We start from the raw sequence: 16561 nt of genomic DNA, 5'->3' as shown, positions 1-16561 counted from the left end.
CGTGCGTTAAAGGCTTTCGGCCCTTGGGGCAAGCTCAGGCAGCGGCGCGGCCACGGGCGCGGCCCGCCTCGGCGAAGGCCCGCGCGAAGGCGCGGTCGCCGGCATTGCCGAGGCGCGGTGCCGCATCGGCGATCGGCATCCACAGCGCGCGGTGGCCGGGCTCGGAGGGCGGGCCGTGCGGCCGGACCGGGCGGGCGGCGTAGATGTGACACAGCTTCTCGCCCCACATGTCGTAATCGGGCATGAAGACGAAGCGCCGGAACGCGCCGAGGCGGCGCGGCGCGGCGATGCGCCAGCCGGTCTCCTCGAATACCTCGCGGTGCAGCGCCTGCAAGGTGCTTTCGCCCGCATCGACACCTCCGCCGGGCAGCTGGATATCGGTGGGGTCGTCCTCCTTGCAGGTCAGCAGCAGGGCGCCGCCCTGTTCGAGGATCGCGTAGACCCCGGTGCGCAGCCGGTATCGCTGGCCGCGCCGCACCTGTTCGCCATAGCGCCGGATCATCCCTTTTTGTCTCCCGACAAGCTTCCTATATGGTCGCGGTATGCCCATCCCCGACACGCAAGGAAACCCCATGAGCCTCGGCGCCCGCATTGCCTGGGACGACACCGTCCTGCCCTTCCAGCTCGACCAGTCCGACATCCGGGGCCGGGTCGCGCGTCTCGACGGCGTGCTCGACCGGGTGCTGGAGCAGCATGACTACCCCGCCCAGATCGAGGCGCTGGTGGCCGAGATGACGCTGCTCACCGCGCTGATCGGCCAGACCGTGAAGCTGCGCTGGAAGCTGTCGCTCCAGGTGCGCGGCGACGGCCCGGCCCGGCTGATCGCCACCGATTACTACGCCCCGACCGAAGAGGGTGCCCCGGCCCGGATCCGCGCCTGGGCCAGCTTCGACGAGAGCCGCCTCGAGGAGGGTGCCGATCCCTATTCGCTGATCGGCAAGGGTTACTTCGCGATCCTGATCGACCAGGGGCAGGGCATGGCGCCCTACCAGGGCATCACGCCGATCACCGGCGAGTCGCTGGCCGCCTGCGCCGAGACCTATTTCGCGCAGTCCGAGCAGCTGCCGACGCGGTTCTCGCTCACCTTCGGCAAATCCACCGAACCGGGCCGGGACGAAAGCTGGCGCGCCGGCGGCGTGATGCTGCAGAAGATGCCCAAGGCCTCGCCCTTCGCCGCAACCGCCGAGGGCGGCTCGGGCGAGGAGGGGCTTCTCGAGGCCGCCGACATCCTCGACGAGGACGAGGGCGAGAACTGGAACCGCGCCAACCTGCTGCTCGACACGGTGGACCAGCTCGAACTGATCGGGCCGAGCGTGACTCCGACGGACCTGCTGATCCGGCTGTTCCACGAGGAAGGTCCGCGGGTCTTCGAGGCGCAGCCGGTGCAGTTCGGCTGCACCTGCTCCGAGGAAAAGGTGCGCCAGAGCCTGTCGATCTACTCGGCCAAGGATATCGCCCACATGACCACCGAGGCGGGCATCGTCACCGCCGACTGCCAGTTCTGCGGCGCGCATTACGAATTCGCGCCCCAGACGCTCGGCTTCGAGGCGACCGAGGGGCCCGACGCCGCCGAAGGCCAGAACAAGGCCGCCGGTGGCCGCGGCTGAGGTCCCGATAGAGGCGCGGCTCGCCCGGGCGCTGGAGCGGCCGGGCGATGCCTCGTCCGATTACGACATCGATCCGCGGCTGCCGGTGCCCGAGGGGCGCAGCCTGCGGCAGGCCGGTGTGCTGGCGGCGGTGCATCTCGACGGTGCCGAGGCGCGGCTGATCCTGACCAAGCGCTCGGCGCGGCTGCGCCATCACCCGGGCCAGATCGCCTTTCCGGGCGGCAAGGTCGAGCCGGTCGATGACGGCCCCGTCGGCGCGGCGCTGCGCGAGGCGCAGGAAGAGATCGGCCTGGCGCCGGGCCGGGTCGAGGTGCTGGGCACGTTGCCGCCGCATGAAACGGTGACGGGGTTCTCGGTGACGCCGGTGATCGGGCTGCTGCGCGGCCGGTTCGAGGCGGTGCCCGAGGCGGGCGAGGTGGCCGAGGTGTTCTCGGTGCCCTTGTCGCATGTCACCGACCCGGCGCGGTTCCGGATCGAGGGGCGGCGTTGGCAGGGGCGGCGGCGGCACTACTATGTGGTGCCGTGGGGCCCGTATTACATCTGGGGCGCCACCGCGCGGATGCTGCGCAGCCTGGCGGAGAGGATGAACCGATGAGCGAGCGGATCGAGGCGGAGTGGCTGGAGGCCGCGCCCGCGCGCGCCGTGACCGGCATGCTGGAGGCCGCGGGCCACCAGGCCTGGTTCGTCGGCGGCTGCGTGCGCAACGCCCTGTTGGGGCAGCCGGTCTCGGATCTCGACCTGACCACCGATGCCCGCCCCGAGCGGGTGGTCGATCTGGCCCGCGCCGCCGGGCTGAAGCCGGTGCCCACCGGCATCGATCACGGCACGATCACCGTCGTGGCGCAGGGCACGCCGATCGAGGTCACGACCTTCCGCCGCGACGTGGAGACCGACGGCCGCCGCGCCACGGTCGCCTATTCGGAGGATATCGCCGAGGACGCGGCGCGGCGCGATTTCACGATGAACGCGCTCTATGCCGATGCGCGGGGCACGGTCGCGGACCCGCTCGGCAGCGGGCTTGCCGATCTCGCGGCGCGGCGGCTGCGCTTCATCGGCGACGCGCATGACCGGATCCGCGAGGATTACCTGAGGATCCTGCGCTTCTTTCGCTTCCACGCCTGGTATGGCGACACGCATGGCGGCATCGACGCCGACGGGCTCGCCGCCTGCGCCGAGCTGGCCGAGGGGATCGGCGGGCTGTCGCGCGAGCGCGTCGGTGCCGAAATGCTCAAGCTGATGGCGGCGCCGGACCCGGCCCCCGCCGTCGCCTCCATGGCGATCTCGGGCGTGTTGATGCGGGTGCTGCCCGGCGGCGCCTCGGACCCGCTCGCGGTGCTGGTGCATGTCGAGGAGGAGGCGAGGCTGGCCCCCGACCCGATCCGGCGGCTGGCGCTGGTGGGCGGCGAGGAGGTGGCCGAGCGGCTGCGGCTCAGCCGGGCGCAGGCGGGCGCGCTGCAACGGCTGCGCGAGGCACAGGAGGCGGGCTGGGGCCCCGGCGAGCTGGGCTACCGGCTCGGCGCGCGCGCCGCGCTCGACGTTCTGGCGCTCAACGCGGCGCTGTCGGGGCGCGAGATCGAGGCTGTTTCACGGGAAACCGCCGAGGCCGGGGCGCGAGCGGCGCTGCCGGTGAAGGCGGCCGACCTGATGCCCGATTTCGACGGCCCGGCGCTGGGCGAGAAGCTGCGCGAGATCGAGGCGCGATGGATCGCGTCGGGTTTCGCGCTGGGGCGGAACGAACTTCTTCCCTGAGTTGCGCGGCCCGCCGCGCATGCACGTTTTCCTTCGAGGCGAACCGGCTTATATGCCGGTGACACGTATTCGAGACATCCCATGTTCCGCTTCTTCGAAAACCTCGTGGACCCCTACGGGGAATACGAGCAGACCGACCGTCCGCCATCGCGGCTCTGGCCCTTCCTGAAGGAGTACGCGCGGCCCTTCGCCCGAGTGTTCTGGGTCACCGGCCTGCTGTCGGTGGTGGTGGCCGTGGTCGAGATCTGGCTGATCGCCTATATGGGCCGCCTCGTGGACCTCCTGGGCCGGGCCACGCCCGAGACGGTACTGGCGCGGCACGGGGTCGAGCTGCTGCTGGTGGCCGGGTTCATCCTGATCCTGCGCCCGGCCTTCCAGGCGGCGCATGTGCTGCTTCTCAACAACGCGATCCTGCCCAATTTCGGCACCACCGTGCGCTGGCGGGCGCATCGCCACGTGCTGCGCCAGTCGGTGGGCTGGTTCGAGAACGATTTCGCGGGCCGCATCGCCAACCGGATCATGCAGACGCCGCCTGCCGCCGGCGAGGTGGTGTTCCAGATCTTCGACGCGATCACCTTCGCGCTCGCCTATATCGTCGGCGCCGCCGTGCTTCTGGGCGAGGCGGACCCGATGCTGCTGCTGCCGCTGGTGGTCTGGTTCGGACTTTATGCCGCGCTGATGCGCTGGACCGTGAAGCGGATCGGACCGGCCTCGGAGGCCTCGTCCAACGCGCGCAGCGCCGTGACGGGCCGCGTCGTCGACACCTATACCAACATCCATTCGGTCAAGATGTTCGCGCATCACGACCGCGAGCTGGACGGCGCGAAATCGGTGATCGAGCAGGCCCGCGCCACCTTCCAGCGCGAGATGCGGCTGTTCACGATCATGGACGTGGCGCTGTCGGTGCTGAACGGCTTGCTGATCGTCGGCGTGGTCGGCTGGGGGCTCTATCTGTGGATCTCCGGCGCGGCCAGCGTCGGCGTGGTCGCCGCCGCCACGGCGCTGTGCCTGCGGCTCAACGCGATGACCGGCTGGATCATGTGGGCGGTGACCAACTTCTTCCAGAATCTCGGTGTCATCGCCGAGGGCATGCGCACCATCGCCCAGCCGATCACGCTGACCGACGACGATCGCGCCGGGCAGCTGAGCATCAGCCGCGGCGACATCGCGCTCAAGAGTCTGAACCACCGCTACGGCCGCGACGCGGGCGGGGTGGGGCCCCTGGATCTCACCATCCCGGCGGGACAGAAGATCGGGCTGGTCGGTGCCTCCGGCGCCGGCAAGTCGACGCTGGTGAAGCTGCTCTTGCGTTTCTACGACCCCGAGGCGGGCCGGATCGAGATCGACGGGCAGGACATCACCCGGGTGACGCAGGACAGCCTGCGCTCCGCCATCGGCATGGTGCAGCAGGACAGCGCGCTGCTGCACCGGAGCGTGCGCGAGAACATCCTCTATGGCCGCCCCGACGCGACCGAGGCCGAGATGATCGCCGCCGCGCGTCGGGCCGAGGCGCATGACTTCATCCTCGATCTCGTCGATGGCGAGGGACGGCAGGGCTACGACGCGCAGGTCGGCGAGCGCGGCGTCAAGCTTTCGGGCGGTCAACGGCAACGCATCGCGCTGGCGCGGGTGATCCTCAAGGACGCGCCGATCCTCGTTCTGGACGAGGCGACCTCGGCGCTTGATTCCGAGGTCGAGGCGGCGATCCAGGAGACGCTCTACCGGATGATGGAGGGCAAGACCGTGATCGCGATCGCGCACCGGCTCTCGACCATCGCCCGGATGGACCGGGTTCTGGTGATGGAGGAGGGCCGGATCGCCGAGGACGGCACCCATGAGGAGCTGTTGGCGCAGGGGGGCATCTATGCCCGGTTCTGGAAGCGCCAGTCGGGTGGCTTCCTCGGCATGGACGCCGACGACAAGCCATCCACGGAGGCCGCCGAATGATCGATGTCTCGCGCCTGATCGCGCCGTTCCGCCCGGCCGATGGCCCGCCCCCCGCAACGCTGTGGCGGTTTTTGCGCTGGGCCCTGTCGGGCAGCTTCGCGGTGACCGGCCTCAGCGCCGTGGTGTCGATGTCGGCGGGCGTGCTCGAGGTGCTGTCGGCGCTGATCCTCGGCTGGGTGATCGACGCGGCGCTGGCGGCGGAGCCGGAGGGCTTCTTCGCGGGCAACATGGGGCTGCTGCTGGGGGTCGCCGCGTTCTTCGTACTGCTGCGCCCGGTCGTCATGGGGCTTTCGGGACTGATGCAGAGCGTGGTGCTGCAACCGTCGATCTACACGTTGGTGCTGTCGCGCCTGCACCGGCACACGTTGGGACAGGCGGTCAGCTTCTTCGACAACGACTTCGCGGGCCGGATCGCGCAAAAGCAGATGCAGGCGGCCCGCGCCACGACCGAGCTGACCGTCGACACGATCCAGACGGTGTTCTTCGCGCTGGCCTCGCTGGTCGGCTCGGCGCTGCTGCTGCTGACCATCGACGGCCTGACGGCGGGACTGCTGACGCTCTGGCTTCTGGGCTACATCGCCCTGATCCGGATCTACATGCCGAAGATCCGCGCCAGTTCGACCGCCCGCGCCTCGGCGCGTGCCATGGTGACCGGGCAGGTGGTCGATACCATCACCAACATCAAGACCGTGAAGCTGTTCGGCCATTCCGACCACGAGGATCGCGCCGCGCTCGGCGCGATGCACGAGTATCGCGAGCGGGCGCTGGGCTTCGGCGTGGTTTCGGCGGGGTTCCGGTTCTGGTTGATGGCGCTGGCCGGCGTGCTGCCGGTGATCGTCACCGGCGCGACGCTGGTGTTCTGGGCCAATGGCGGCGCCAGCGCCGGAGACATCGCGGCGGCGGGGGCGATCTCGCTGCGGCTGGCGCAGATGACCGGCTGGGTCAGCTTCACGCTGATGGGCATGTATTCCAACCTCGGCGAGGTCGAGGACGCGATCCACACGCTCTCGCCCGCGCATGGGCTGACCGACCGGGACGGCGCGCGCGAGTTGGAGGTGCGCGAGGGCAGCGTCGATTTCGATGGCGTGAGCTTCACCTATGGCGGCGGCGCCGGCGGGTTGCGCGGCATCGACCTGCACATCGCCCCGGGCGAGAAGATCGGCATCGTCGGCGCCTCGGGGGCGGGCAAATCGACCCTCGTGGCGGCGCTCTTGCGGCTCTATGACGTGGAACAGGGCCGCATCAGCATCGACGGGCAGGATATCAGCGCGGTGACGCAGGAAAGCCTGCGCCGGCAGATCGGCATGGTCACGCAGGACACCGCGATGTTCAACCGCTCGGCCCGCGACAACATCCGCTACGGCTATCCCGATGCGCCGCAGCAGGCGGTCGAGACGGCGGCGGCGCGGGCCGAGGCGCATGGCTTCATCGCCGATCTCGCCGATCTCAAGGGCCGACGCGGCTACGACGCGCATCTGGGCGAGCGCGGGGTGAAACTGTCGGGCGGCCAGCGCCAGCGCATCGCCATCGCCCGCGCCATGCTCAAGGACGCGCCGATCCTCGTGCTGGACGAAGCGACTTCGGCGCTGGATAGCGAGGTCGAGGCGCAGATTCAGGCGGCGCTCGAACAGGCGATGCAGGGCAAGACCGTGATCGCCATCGCGCACAGGCTTTCGACCATTGCGCGCATGGACCGGATCGTGGTCATGGAGGGCGGCCGCATCGTCGAGGAGGGCACGCATGAGGCGCTGCTTTCCCAAGACGGGGTCTATGCCCGCTACTGGGCCCGCCAATCGGGCGGGTTCCTCGGGCAGGAGGCCGCCGAGTAGAAGAGGACGCCATGACCGAGACCCTGCCGCCGAAGACCCCGCAGCCCGATCCCGCGCCCCGGGGGGAGGTGACGATCGAGGCGGTGACGCATCATGGCATGGGACGGGCTGCGGATGGCACGCTGGTGCCGCGCGTGCTGCCCGGCGAGGTGGTGACGCTGGCCGCCGATGGCCCGAAGATCGTGACCCCCTCGCCCGAGCGCGTCGCGCCGCCCTGTCGGCATTTCAGATCCTGCGGCGGCTGCGCGATGCAGCATGCTTCGGATGGCTTCGTGGCGTCGTGGAAGGCCGAGATCGTGCGCACCGCCCTGCGCGCCCAGGGGATCGAGGGCGAAATCGCCGAGGTGCTCACCTCGCCGCCCGACAGCCGGCGCCGGGCGCGGCTGGCCGGGCGACGCACCAAGAAGGGCGCTCTGGTGGGCTTCCATGCCCGGGCCTCCGACACGGTGATCGAGGTGCCCGGCTGCCGGCTGATGCTGCCGCAGCTGACCGGGCTGATCCCGGCCCTGGAGCGCATCGCCGCGCTCGCGGCCTCGCGCAAGGGCGAGGCCGGGCTCACCGTGACCGACAGCGAGGCCGGGCCCGATCTGCATATCGACACCGACAAGCCGCTGACCGAGGAGCTGCGCATCGCGCTGCCCGAGATCGCGCGCGAGGCCGGGCTGGCGCGGCTCGTCTGGGCCGACGAGATCGTGGCCGAGCTGGAGCCGCCGGTGCAGCGCATGGGCCGGGCCCGGGTGGTGCCGCCGCCCGGTGCCTTCCTTCAGGCCACCGCCCATGGCGAGGCGGCGCTGCTCGAGGCGGTGCGGGAGGCGGTGGCCGGGGCGCCGCGCATCGTCGATCTCTTCGCCGGTTGCGGCACCTTCTCGCTGCCGCTGGCCGAAACGGCCGAGATCCACGCCGTCGAGGGCGAGACGGCGATGCTGGCCGCGCTCGACCGGGGCTGGCGCGGCGTGCCCGGCCTCAAGCGGGTCACCACGGAGACCCGTGACCTGTTCCGCAGGCCCCTTCTGCCGGACGAGCTGGCGCGATTCGACGCCGCCGTGATCGACCCGCCGCGGGCCGGGGCGCAGGCGCAGGTGGCGCAGCTTGCCGCCGCGCGGATCGACGTGATCGCGATGGTCTCCTGCAGCCCCGCGAGTTTCGCGCGCGATGCGAAGACCCTGATCGACAACGGGTTCGAGATGGGCCCGGTCACCGTGGTCGATCAGTTCCGCTGGTCGCCGCATGTGGAGTTGGCGACACGATTCACGCGGCGCTAAGGATGTCGCCTCAAGCTGCCCCCTAGGCGCGGATTCGCGAATCCGGTAATTTCAATCAAACGGCATCAGACCGGGACAGTGGGCAGCATGACCATCGACAGACGCAAGATCCTCCTCGCCGCGCCGGCGCTTCTCGCGGCGTGCTCGGGCCGCAAGGTGCTGAGCTATGACGGGCCGCAAGTGACCTCGATCATGGCCTTCAAGTCGCAGCGCAGGCTCTATCTCATGCATGGCAACAAGGCGCTGAAGGCCTATCCGTTCCAGCTCGGCTTCGCGCCGGTGGGCCACAAGCAGTTCGAGGGCGACGGCAAGACGCCGGAGGGCGCCTATATCATCGACCGCCGCAATCCCAACAGCGCCTATCACCTGTCGGTCGGGATCTCCTATCCGAACGACCGCGACCGCGCCTTCGCCGAGGCGCATGGCAAGAGCCCGGGCGGCGAGATCTTCATCCACGGCACGCCCCGGGCCTTCGAGAACAAGCAGGACTGGACCGCCGGCTGCATCGCGGTGATGAACAACGAGGTCGAGGAGATCTACTCGATGGTCGGCGACTATACGCCGGTCTTCGTCAAGGCCTGAGCCGACAGCGGCATCCCCGACATGCGAAGGGGCGCCGCGGCGCCCCTTTTTCATGCGTGATCCTTGGCGGGGCTCAGGCCGCGAGCACCATGGTCCACCAGATCTTGCCCGCCGGTTCTTGGAACCAGGCAAGGCCCATCCGCGTCGCCGCGGGGTCGAGGATCACGTCGCGCGTCGCCGGCTCCTCCATCCAGGCGGCGAGGGTCTCGAGCTCGGTCTCGTAGGTCTCGGAGATCGCCTCGCCCACGAGCCGCCCCGAAAAGCCGACGCGGCGCAGCCGGTCGACCGGCGAGGAGCCGTCCGAGCCGAAATGCCAGGGCCGGTTCTGGACGCTCATGTCGCGCGAATGCGTCGCGGCGGCGGCGTTGAGCTGCGCGTCGAGTGTCAGCTGCGACAGGCCGCGCGCCCGGCGCAGCGTGTTGACGCCATCGAGCATCCGGTAGGGGATCTGCGCCTCGTCCTCGGGCTTGATCCGGTAGACCTGCGGCAGCGGCAGCCCGTCCGGACCGATCCGGCCCGAGGGCGCGGCGCAGGCCGAAAGGCCGGTGAGGAGAAGACCGAGAATCAGCTCGCGTCGCTGCATGCGTCACCTGTGAGATCGAGAACAGGCGCCTGATTAGCGGCGTTGAAGCGACAGATCAAACGAGATCGGCGGTGCCCCGCCACCCTGACGTTTGCGTGAATTGCGCCTCACGAGATCGCGATCTACCAGATTCCGGTGACGTCACCCCCTGTCTGGAGATTCGCATGGGTAACGACCCCAAAGCGTTGAACCGCCGCGGCTTCATCGCCGCAACCGCCGCGCTGGGCGCGGCCGCGCTGGCCAGCCCCGCGCTCGCCCTGTCGGGCTCGACCGAGATCGAAGGCGACATCTCGTCCTCCGTGAGCCGCAACGTCTCGAGCTTCCGCTCGCTCGACTGGCGGCCCTATTTCTCCGACCTGCGCAACGGCGCGATCCTCGCCGATACCCAGAGCCGGGCCGTGCATTTCTGGAGCGAGGACGAAAGCGTCTACCGGCTCTATCCGAGCTCGGTGCCGCTGACGCCCGATCTCACCCGCCTCGGCCGCACCGAGATCATCAAGAAGGTCGAGGGCCCGGATTGGCGTCCCACGCCCGAGATGCGCCAGCGCAACCCCGAATGGCCCGAATACATCCCCGCCGGTCCCGACAGCCCGCTGGGGACCCATGCGATGTGGCTGACCTGGCAGTATTACCGCATCCACGGCACCCACGACACGCGCAAGATCGGTCGCCGGTCCTCGAATGGCTGCATCGGTCTCTACAACGAGCACATCGCCGAGCTGTTCTCGCTGTCGAAGATCGGCACGCAGGTCATGCTGATCTGAAATCGCGCCGCAGCGCATGCGGGAAGGGGGCCGCACGGCCCCCTTTTTCGTGTCTCAGATCCAGCCGGAGAGGTTCTCGCGGATCACCCGCTCCAGCATGTCGATATGCTCGGGGTGCTCGTTCAGGCAGGGGATGTAGGTAAAGCTTTCGCCGCCCGCATGCTCGAAGCTCTCGCGGATCTCCTCGTTGATCTCTTCGAGCGTCTCGATGCAGTCGGCCGAGAAGGCCGGGGCACAGACCGAGATCTTCCGCACGCCCTCGTCCTTGGCGAGCCGCGCCACCTCCTCGACCGTGTAGGGCTTGAGCCATTCCTCGCGGCCGAAGACCGACTGGAAGGTGGTCACGACGCGCGTGTCCTCCCAGCCCAGCGCGTCGCGCAGCAGCCGCGTCGTCTTCTGGCACTGGCAGTGATAGGGGTCGCCCTCCAGCAGGTAGCGCTTGGGCAGGCCGTGATAGGAGCAGACCAGCACCTCGGGGCGGCTTTCAGGCGTGGGATGCGCGCGGCGCACCGAGTTGGCCAGGGCCTCGATGTAGTCGGGCCGGTCGAAATAGGGGTCCACCACCCGCGCGGTGGGCTGCCACTTCTCCTTGGAGAGCGCCTTGAAGAAGGCGTCGTTGGCGGTGGCGGAAGTGGCACCGGCATATTGCGGGTAGAGCGGGAAGAACAGGATCTTGCGGCAGCCGTTCTCGACCATGCGACGCACCACCGACTTGGTCGAGGGATTGCCGTAGCGCATGCAGAACTCGACCTGCACCGCGTCGCCATGCTCCGCCTCGAAGCGGGCGCGCAGCGCGTCGGTCTGGGCGCGGGTGATGGTCCGGAGCGGGCTCTCGTTCAGTTCCTCGTTCCAGATCGAGCGGTAGGCGGCGCCGGATTTCTGCGGCCGCTTCGACAGGATGATGCCTTGCAGGATCGGCTGCCAGATCAACGGGTTGGTATCGACGACACGGCGGTCGGAAAGGAACTCGGACAGGTAGCGCCGCATCGAGCGGTAATCGGTGCCGTCAGGGGTGCCGAGATTGGCGACGAGGATGCCGACGCGGGATTTCGGCAGCGCCGGGTGATCGGCGGGGGCGTGGGTCGGTCGGGTCGCGTCGAGCATCGTCTGTCCTCGGGGCTGCGGCGTTAATGAATGTTTTCAAAGCAAGGTAGCGGAAATGCGGTCCCGACAAGCTGCCGGCAGGTTCGGCCGCAGGGATCGGGTCCCGCGGCCATCGGGTCAATCGGCGCTTTCGTCGCGGGCGCGCCGCAGCGCCTCTTCGAGGCTATGCGTCGCCGAGCCGCGGCGCAACGGCTGCGGCTGGTCCGCCGACGGCGCCCAGCCCGTCAGGGTGATCACCTCGAAACGCGCGCCGACCCGGCCATCGGGGCGCATGTTGCTTTCGGCATAGAGCCGCGCCGCCTCGGCCATCACGGCGCGGCGGGTGGGACGGCACAGGCGGCCCGCCATCGCGTTGGTCTCGCCCATCGCCCGCAGATCGCGCATCAGGTGGAACGGGGTTTCGTAGCTGACGTCGAATGGCGTGCCATCGGCCACCGGCAGCGCCAGCCCGGCGCGTTGCAGCAGCGCGCCGAGATCGCGGATCTCGCCCATCGGCGCGACCCGGGGCGACAGCCCGCCGGTGACGGCGGTCTCGGCGGCGGTCAGCGCCGCGCGCAGATCCGCCAGCGTCTCTCCGCCGAACAGCGTCGCGATCAGGAGCCCGTCCGGGCGCAGTGCCCGGGCGCATTGGATCAGCTGGCCGATCGGGTCCTCGGCCCAGTGCAGCGCCAGCGCGTGGATCACCAGGTCATGCGTACCGGGGGCGAGATCGAGGATCTCGGCATCGGGAACGATCTTCGCCTCCGGCAGCCGCCGCGCCCAGAGACCGGGCCAGGGCGTCACCACCGCCGGGTCGGTAAAGCTGCGGTTAACCTCGGCGATCCTATCCTCGACGTCGTCGGCCACCGCCTCCTGCAGGAACAGGGCCGGCGCACGCGCGGCGCGGGCGCGGCGAAGCGCGAGGGCGGGGCGATCGAACAGGGCGGGGCGCTGGGTCTGTGACATCCGCCGCAGATAGGGGGGCGGCACCGGAATGCAAAGCGTGTTGAGGGCGATCTACCCTCCGGTCTGCATGGGCTGCGGCGAAATGACCGAGGCGGATCACGGGCTTTGCGGGGCCTGCTGGCGCGACACGCCGTTCCTCGGTGGCGCGCTCTGCGATCTTTGCGCGCGGCCGCTGCCGGGCGAGGCGGAGCCGGGGCTGCGCTGCGATTCCTGCCTTGTCACCCCGCCGCCATGGCGCGCGGGGCGGGCGGTGCTGCGCTACCGCGATGGCGGGCGGCGGCTGGCGCTGGCGCTCAAGCATGGCGACCGCACCGATCTGGCGCGGCCTCTGGGGCGCTGGATGGCGCGCGCGGCGGTGGATCTGGCGCGGCCCGGCATGCTGGTGGTGCCGGTGCCGCTGCATCGCGGCCGGCTCTGGCAGCGCCGCTACAACCAGTCGGCGCTGCTGGCCGCGCGCATCGCGCGGGAATTGCGGCTCGATTATTGCCCCGACGCGCTGTGGCGGCGCCGCGCGACCGATAGCCTGTCCGGCGATGCCCGTGCCCGCCGCGCGACGCTCGACGGGGCGATCGTGCCGCATCCGCGCCGCGGCGCGCGGCTGGCGGGGCGCGAGGTTCTGATCGCCGACGACGTGCTGACCTCCGGCGCCACGCTCGCGGCCTGCGCCGCCGCGGCCCGCGCCGCTGGGGCGAAAGAGATCTGCGTGATCGCACTGGCCCGCGCCGCTCCGGATGCCTAGATCATGGGAAACCTCTTTGTTTTCCGGAGAACACGAATGGCCGAGACGACCCCACAGATCGAGATCTACACCTCGCCCACCTGCGGCTACTGCCACGCCGCCAAGCGCCTGCTGGCCCAGAAGGGCGTCAGCTATACCGAAATCAACGTGGTGGCTCAGCCCGAGCGCCGCGCCGAGATGGTGCAGCGTGCCAATGGCGGCCGTACCGTGCCGCAGATCTTCATCGGCGGCACCCATGTCGGCGGCTATGACGACATGGCGCTTCTCGACCGTCGCGGCGGGCTCGACCCGATGCTGGGCAAGTGACCCGCGCCGCGCTCCTGCAATTCACCGCCTCGGACGAGCCGGCGCAGAACGTCCAGGCGCTGCGCGGGATGGTCCGCGAGGCGGTGGCGCAGGGCGCGGAGCTCGTCTGCACGCCCGAGGTCTCCAATTGCGTCTCGGCCAGCCGGGCGCGGCAACTCGCGGTGCTGCGGCACGAGGCCGAGGATCCGATGCTCGCGGCGTTGCGCGACGAGGCGGCGCGGGCGGGCATCTGGCTGTCGCTGGGCTCGATCGCGGTGAAGACCGGGGACGCGGATGGGCGCTTTGCCAACCGCTCGCTGCTGATCGGGCCCGATGGCGGCATCCATGCCCGCTACGACAAGATCCACATGTTCGATGTCGAGGTCAGCGAGACCGAGACCTACCGCGAATCCGCCGGATACCGCCCCGGCGATCGTGCGGTGCTGGCCGAGACACCGTTGGGCAGGATCGGGCTGACCATCTGCTACGACGTGCGGTTTCCGCATCTCTACCGGGCGCTGGCGCAGGCCGGGGCCGAGATCCTGCTGGTGCCCAGCGCCTTTTCCCTGGTCACCGGCGCCGCGCATTGGGAAACGCTGCTGCGGGCCCGCGCCATCGAGACCGGCTGCCACGTGCTGGCGGCGGCGCAGAGCGGGCGCCACGCCGCGACCGAGGGCCGGGCCAGGGAGACATGGGGCCACAGCCTCGCGGTGGATCCATGGGGCGCGGTCATCGCCGATGCCGGCACGGCCGCCGGTATCAGCATCGTTGATCTGGACATGGCCGAAGTGGCACAAGCGAGACGGCGGGTGCCCTCGCTCGCGCATGACCGCCCCTATGAAGGACCCGCATGAGCCAGCCTCTCGACAATCTCGCCATCACGCTGTTCAGCGAGATCCTGGCCGTCGACCAGCTGGCGCGCAACACCATGTCGAAGGTGCTGCCCAAGGGCATGGAACTGTCGCATTTCTCGGTGCTGAACCACCTCGCCTTCTCGGGGTCCGAGCGCAGCCCGGCGCAGCTCGCCAAGACCTTTCACCTGACGCGCGGGGCGATGACCAACACGCTGGGCAAGCTGGAATGGGCGGGCTGGGTGCATATCCGTCCCGACTGGGACGATGCGCGCCGCAAGATGGTGGCGATCAGCCCCGCCGGGCTCGAGGCGCGCAACGCCGCCGTCGCCGCGATCACGCCGATCGTCTCTGACGTGGTCGAACGGGTCGGCGCCGAGCGGGCCCGCGCCGCGCTGCCGGTGCTGCGCGAGCTCAGGCTGAGGCTTTCGGACGTGGATTAGAGCGTGACGCGCTCGGGCCGCAGGCTCGCGGTGACGTAGTTGACCGAGAGGTCGCGCTCCGAGAGCGACCAGCTCCAGGAGATCGGGTTGAACACCATGCCCTTGCGGTCCACCGGCGTCAGCCCGGCGCGCCTGAGCAGGTCGTAGAGCTCGTCCGGGGTGATGAACTTCTTCCAGTCATGCGTGCCCTTGGGCAGCCAGCGCATCACCCATTCCGCGCCGAGGATCGCCATGCCGAAGCTCTTGGCGTTGCGGTTCAGGGTCGAGCAGATGTGCAGGCCCCCGGGCTTTAGCAGGTCGTGGCAGGCGCTGAGGTAGTCGATCGGCGAGGCGACGTGCTCGACCACCTCCATGTTGAGCACCACGTCGAAGCGCTCGCCCGCCTCGGCCATCGCCTCGGCGGTGGTGTGGCGGTAGTCGATCTCGAGCCCCGACTGCTTTGCATGGAGCCGTGCCACGGGGATGTTGCGTTCGGCCGCGTCGGCACCCACCACCGTCGCGCCCAACCGCGCCATCGGTTCGCACAACAGCCCGCCGCCGCAGCCGATGTCGAGAATCCGCAGACCCTCGAACGGTGTCTTCGCTGAAAGTTCGCGGTCGAACTGCGCCGCGATCTGGTCGGTGATGTAGCCCAGCCGGCAGGGGTTGAGCATGTGCAGCGGCTTGAACTTGCCGTTCTCGTCCCACCATTCGGCGGCCATCGCCTCGAACTTGGCGACCTCCTGCGCATCGACGGTGGAGCGGGCGGGATCGGTCTGCGGCATGTTTCGGTCCTTCTTCGTCGCGGGCGGGTGACGGCATGATGCTTGTGCCTATATAGGTCGGGCATGGACAAGGTCTCAGGTCACCGTCGCGCCATCGCGCATCTTCATCCCCCCGTCGAGCCCTTCGACCAGCGCATGGTCGATGTCGGCGACGGGCACCGGATCTATGTCGAGCAATGCGGCAACCCGGACGGTAAGCCGGTCGTAGTGCTGCATGGCGGCCCGGGCGGCGGCTGTTCGCCCGCGATGCGCCGCTATTTCGATGCCTCGGCCTGGCGGGTGATCCTGTTCGACCAGCGCGGCTGCGGCCGCTCGCGCCCGCATGCCAGCGTCGAGGCCAACACGACGTGGCATCTGGTCTCGGACATGGAGCATATCCGCGAGATGCTCGGGATCGAGCGCTGGGTGCTGTTCGGCGGCTCATGGGGCGCGACGCTGGCGCTGATCTACGCGCAGACCCACCCCGAGCGGGCCGCGGCGCTGATCCTGCGCGGCGTGTTCCTGATGACCGAGCCCGAGTTGCAGTGGTTCTATGGCGGCGGCGCCGGGCAGTTCTGGCCCGAGCTGTGGCAGCGCTTCACCGCGCCGATCCCGGAGGCCGAGCATGACGACCTGATCGGCGCCTATCACCGGCGGCTGTTCTCGGGCGATGCGGGCTGCGAGCTGCGCCATGCCCGCAGCTGGGCCTCGTGGGAGAACGCCTTGGCCTCGATCGACAATGACGGGCCGCTGGGCGACGGTCCCGCCGAATACGCCCGCGCCTTTGCCCGGCTGGAGAACCATTACTTCCACAATCGCGGCTTTCTTGCGCCGGGGCAGGGCATCCTCGAACGGATGGGCAGGATCGCGCAGATCCCCGGGCTGATCGTGCAGGGGCGCTACGACATGATCTGCCCGCCCGCCGGGGCGCACAGCCTCGTCGCGCGCTGGCCCGCCGCCACGCTCAGGATGATCCCGCGCGCCGGTCACGCGCTGTCCGAGCCGGGCATCTCGGCCGAGCTGGTGCGCGCCACCGACGCGCTGGGCCGGGGCAATGACGGGCCGATCTTCGGCTAGGCGACGTTGGGTAATCACCACAAGGCTTTACAGATTCCGAGGCTTCGCTAA

The 16561-nt window shown here is 69.7% G+C and carries 18 protein-coding genes; 13 read left to right on the top strand and 5 right to left on the bottom strand.

The genetic code is table 11. The annotated features are described in order from the left end of the window. Positions 1-34: 34 nt before the first annotated feature. Positions 35-502 (bottom strand): NUDIX hydrolase, encoded by a 468-nt coding sequence (locus tag O4G76_RS10670; protein WP_269397316.1) that lies wholly within the window; start codon positions 500-502, stop codon positions 35-37. Positions 503-572: 70 nt separating this feature from the next. Here O4G76_RS10670 and O4G76_RS10665 point away from each other — a divergent pair, with 70 nt between their 5' ends. The 7 genes from O4G76_RS10665 (at position 573) to O4G76_RS10635 (ending at position 8976) form a co-directional block, all read left to right on the top strand. Next, complete coding sequence (locus tag O4G76_RS10665) at positions 573-1607, top strand: Hsp33 family molecular chaperone HslO (RefSeq protein ID WP_269397315.1); 1035 nt, start codon at positions 573-575, stop codon at positions 1605-1607. After that, on the top strand, positions 1594-2202 hold the full coding sequence (locus O4G76_RS10660; RefSeq protein ID WP_269397314.1) for a CoA pyrophosphatase: 609 nt from the start codon (positions 1594-1596) through the stop codon (positions 2200-2202). Before O4G76_RS10665 ends, O4G76_RS10660 begins: the two co-directional genes overlap by 14 nt. Next, positions 2199-3356 carry a CCA tRNA nucleotidyltransferase gene (locus O4G76_RS10655; protein WP_269397313.1) on the top strand — a complete coding sequence of 386 codons (1158 nt, stop codon included), beginning with the start codon at positions 2199-2201 and terminating at the stop codon, positions 3354-3356. Before O4G76_RS10660 ends, O4G76_RS10655 begins: the two co-directional genes overlap by 4 nt. Before the next feature lie 81 nt (positions 3357-3437). Beyond that, complete coding sequence (locus O4G76_RS10650) at positions 3438-5303, top strand: ABC transporter ATP-binding protein (protein ID WP_269397312.1); 1866 nt, start codon at positions 3438-3440, stop codon at positions 5301-5303. Next, positions 5300-7132 carry an ABC transporter ATP-binding protein gene (locus tag O4G76_RS10645; protein ID WP_269397311.1) on the top strand — a complete coding sequence of 611 codons (1833 nt, stop codon included), beginning with the start codon at positions 5300-5302 and terminating at the stop codon, positions 7130-7132. Before O4G76_RS10650 ends, O4G76_RS10645 begins: the two co-directional genes overlap by 4 nt. A gap of 11 nt (positions 7133-7143) precedes the next feature. Then, on the top strand, positions 7144-8394 hold the full coding sequence (locus O4G76_RS10640) for a class I SAM-dependent RNA methyltransferase (RefSeq protein ID WP_269397310.1): 1251 nt from the start codon (positions 7144-7146) through the stop codon (positions 8392-8394). Positions 8395-8481: 87 nt separating this feature from the next. After that, positions 8482-8976, top strand: coding sequence for a murein L,D-transpeptidase family protein (locus tag O4G76_RS10635; protein ID WP_269397309.1), 495 nt, complete (start codon positions 8482-8484; stop codon positions 8974-8976). Between the two features lie 73 nt (positions 8977-9049). On the opposite strand, the gene O4G76_RS10630 is transcribed toward O4G76_RS10635, so the two are convergent. Next, positions 9050-9559, bottom strand: a complete 510-nt coding sequence (locus O4G76_RS10630) for a CAP domain-containing protein (protein ID WP_269397308.1) — start codon at positions 9557-9559, stop codon at positions 9050-9052. 164 nt (positions 9560-9723) lie between these two features. Between O4G76_RS10630 and O4G76_RS10625 the strand changes: the two genes are divergently transcribed. Further along, complete coding sequence (locus O4G76_RS10625; RefSeq protein ID WP_269397307.1) at positions 9724-10323, top strand: L,D-transpeptidase; 600 nt, start codon at positions 9724-9726, stop codon at positions 10321-10323. Between the two features lie 54 nt (positions 10324-10377). Here the strand turns inward: O4G76_RS10625 and hemH are convergent, their stop codons facing one another. Together hemH and O4G76_RS10615 are read right to left on the bottom strand one after the other, a co-directional pair. Further along, entirely contained in the window at positions 10378-11427 is a 1050-nt protein-coding gene (gene hemH / locus O4G76_RS10620) for a ferrochelatase (RefSeq protein ID WP_269397306.1), read from the bottom strand. 117 nt (positions 11428-11544) lie between these two features. Next, a complete protein-coding gene (locus O4G76_RS10615; RefSeq protein ID WP_269397305.1) occupies positions 11545-12372 on the bottom strand; it encodes a methyltransferase domain-containing protein in 828 nt (275 codons plus the stop codon). 28 nt (positions 12373-12400) lie between these two features. Between O4G76_RS10615 and O4G76_RS10610 the strand changes: the two genes are divergently transcribed. The 4 genes from O4G76_RS10610 to O4G76_RS10595 are packed head-to-tail and all read left to right on the top strand — an operon-like array spanning position 12401 to position 14690. Next, a complete protein-coding gene (locus O4G76_RS10610; protein ID WP_269397304.1) occupies positions 12401-13111 on the top strand; it encodes a ComF family protein in 711 nt (236 codons plus the stop codon). A gap of 36 nt (positions 13112-13147) precedes the next feature. Then, on the top strand, positions 13148-13417 hold the full coding sequence (gene grxC, locus O4G76_RS10605; RefSeq protein WP_085895239.1) for a glutaredoxin 3: 270 nt from the start codon (positions 13148-13150) through the stop codon (positions 13415-13417). After that, complete coding sequence (locus tag O4G76_RS10600; RefSeq protein WP_269397303.1) at positions 13414-14250, top strand: carbon-nitrogen hydrolase family protein; 837 nt, start codon at positions 13414-13416, stop codon at positions 14248-14250. Before grxC ends, O4G76_RS10600 begins: the two co-directional genes overlap by 4 nt. After that, entirely contained in the window at positions 14247-14690 is a 444-nt protein-coding gene (locus O4G76_RS10595) for a MarR family winged helix-turn-helix transcriptional regulator (RefSeq protein WP_085895241.1), read from the top strand. Before O4G76_RS10600 ends, O4G76_RS10595 begins: the two co-directional genes overlap by 4 nt. On the opposite strand, the gene ubiG is transcribed toward O4G76_RS10595, so the two are convergent. Next, entirely contained in the window at positions 14687-15454 is a 768-nt protein-coding gene (gene ubiG / locus O4G76_RS10590; protein WP_269397302.1) for a bifunctional 2-polyprenyl-6-hydroxyphenol methylase/3-demethylubiquinol 3-O-methyltransferase UbiG, read from the bottom strand. The two genes, O4G76_RS10595 and ubiG, sit on opposite strands and share 4 nt — an antisense overlap. A gap of 63 nt (positions 15455-15517) precedes the next feature. Between ubiG and pip the strand changes: the two genes are divergently transcribed. After that, entirely contained in the window at positions 15518-16510 is a 993-nt protein-coding gene (pip, locus tag O4G76_RS10585) for a prolyl aminopeptidase (RefSeq protein ID WP_269397301.1), read from the top strand. Positions 16511-16561 lie beyond the last annotated feature (51 nt).

The sequence above is a fragment of the Limimaricola sp. G21655-S1 genome (assembly GCF_027213785.1).
GTDB lineage: Bacteria > Pseudomonadota > Alphaproteobacteria > Rhodobacterales > Rhodobacteraceae > Limimaricola.
This window is presented reverse-complemented; position numbering and strand designations above follow the sequence as displayed.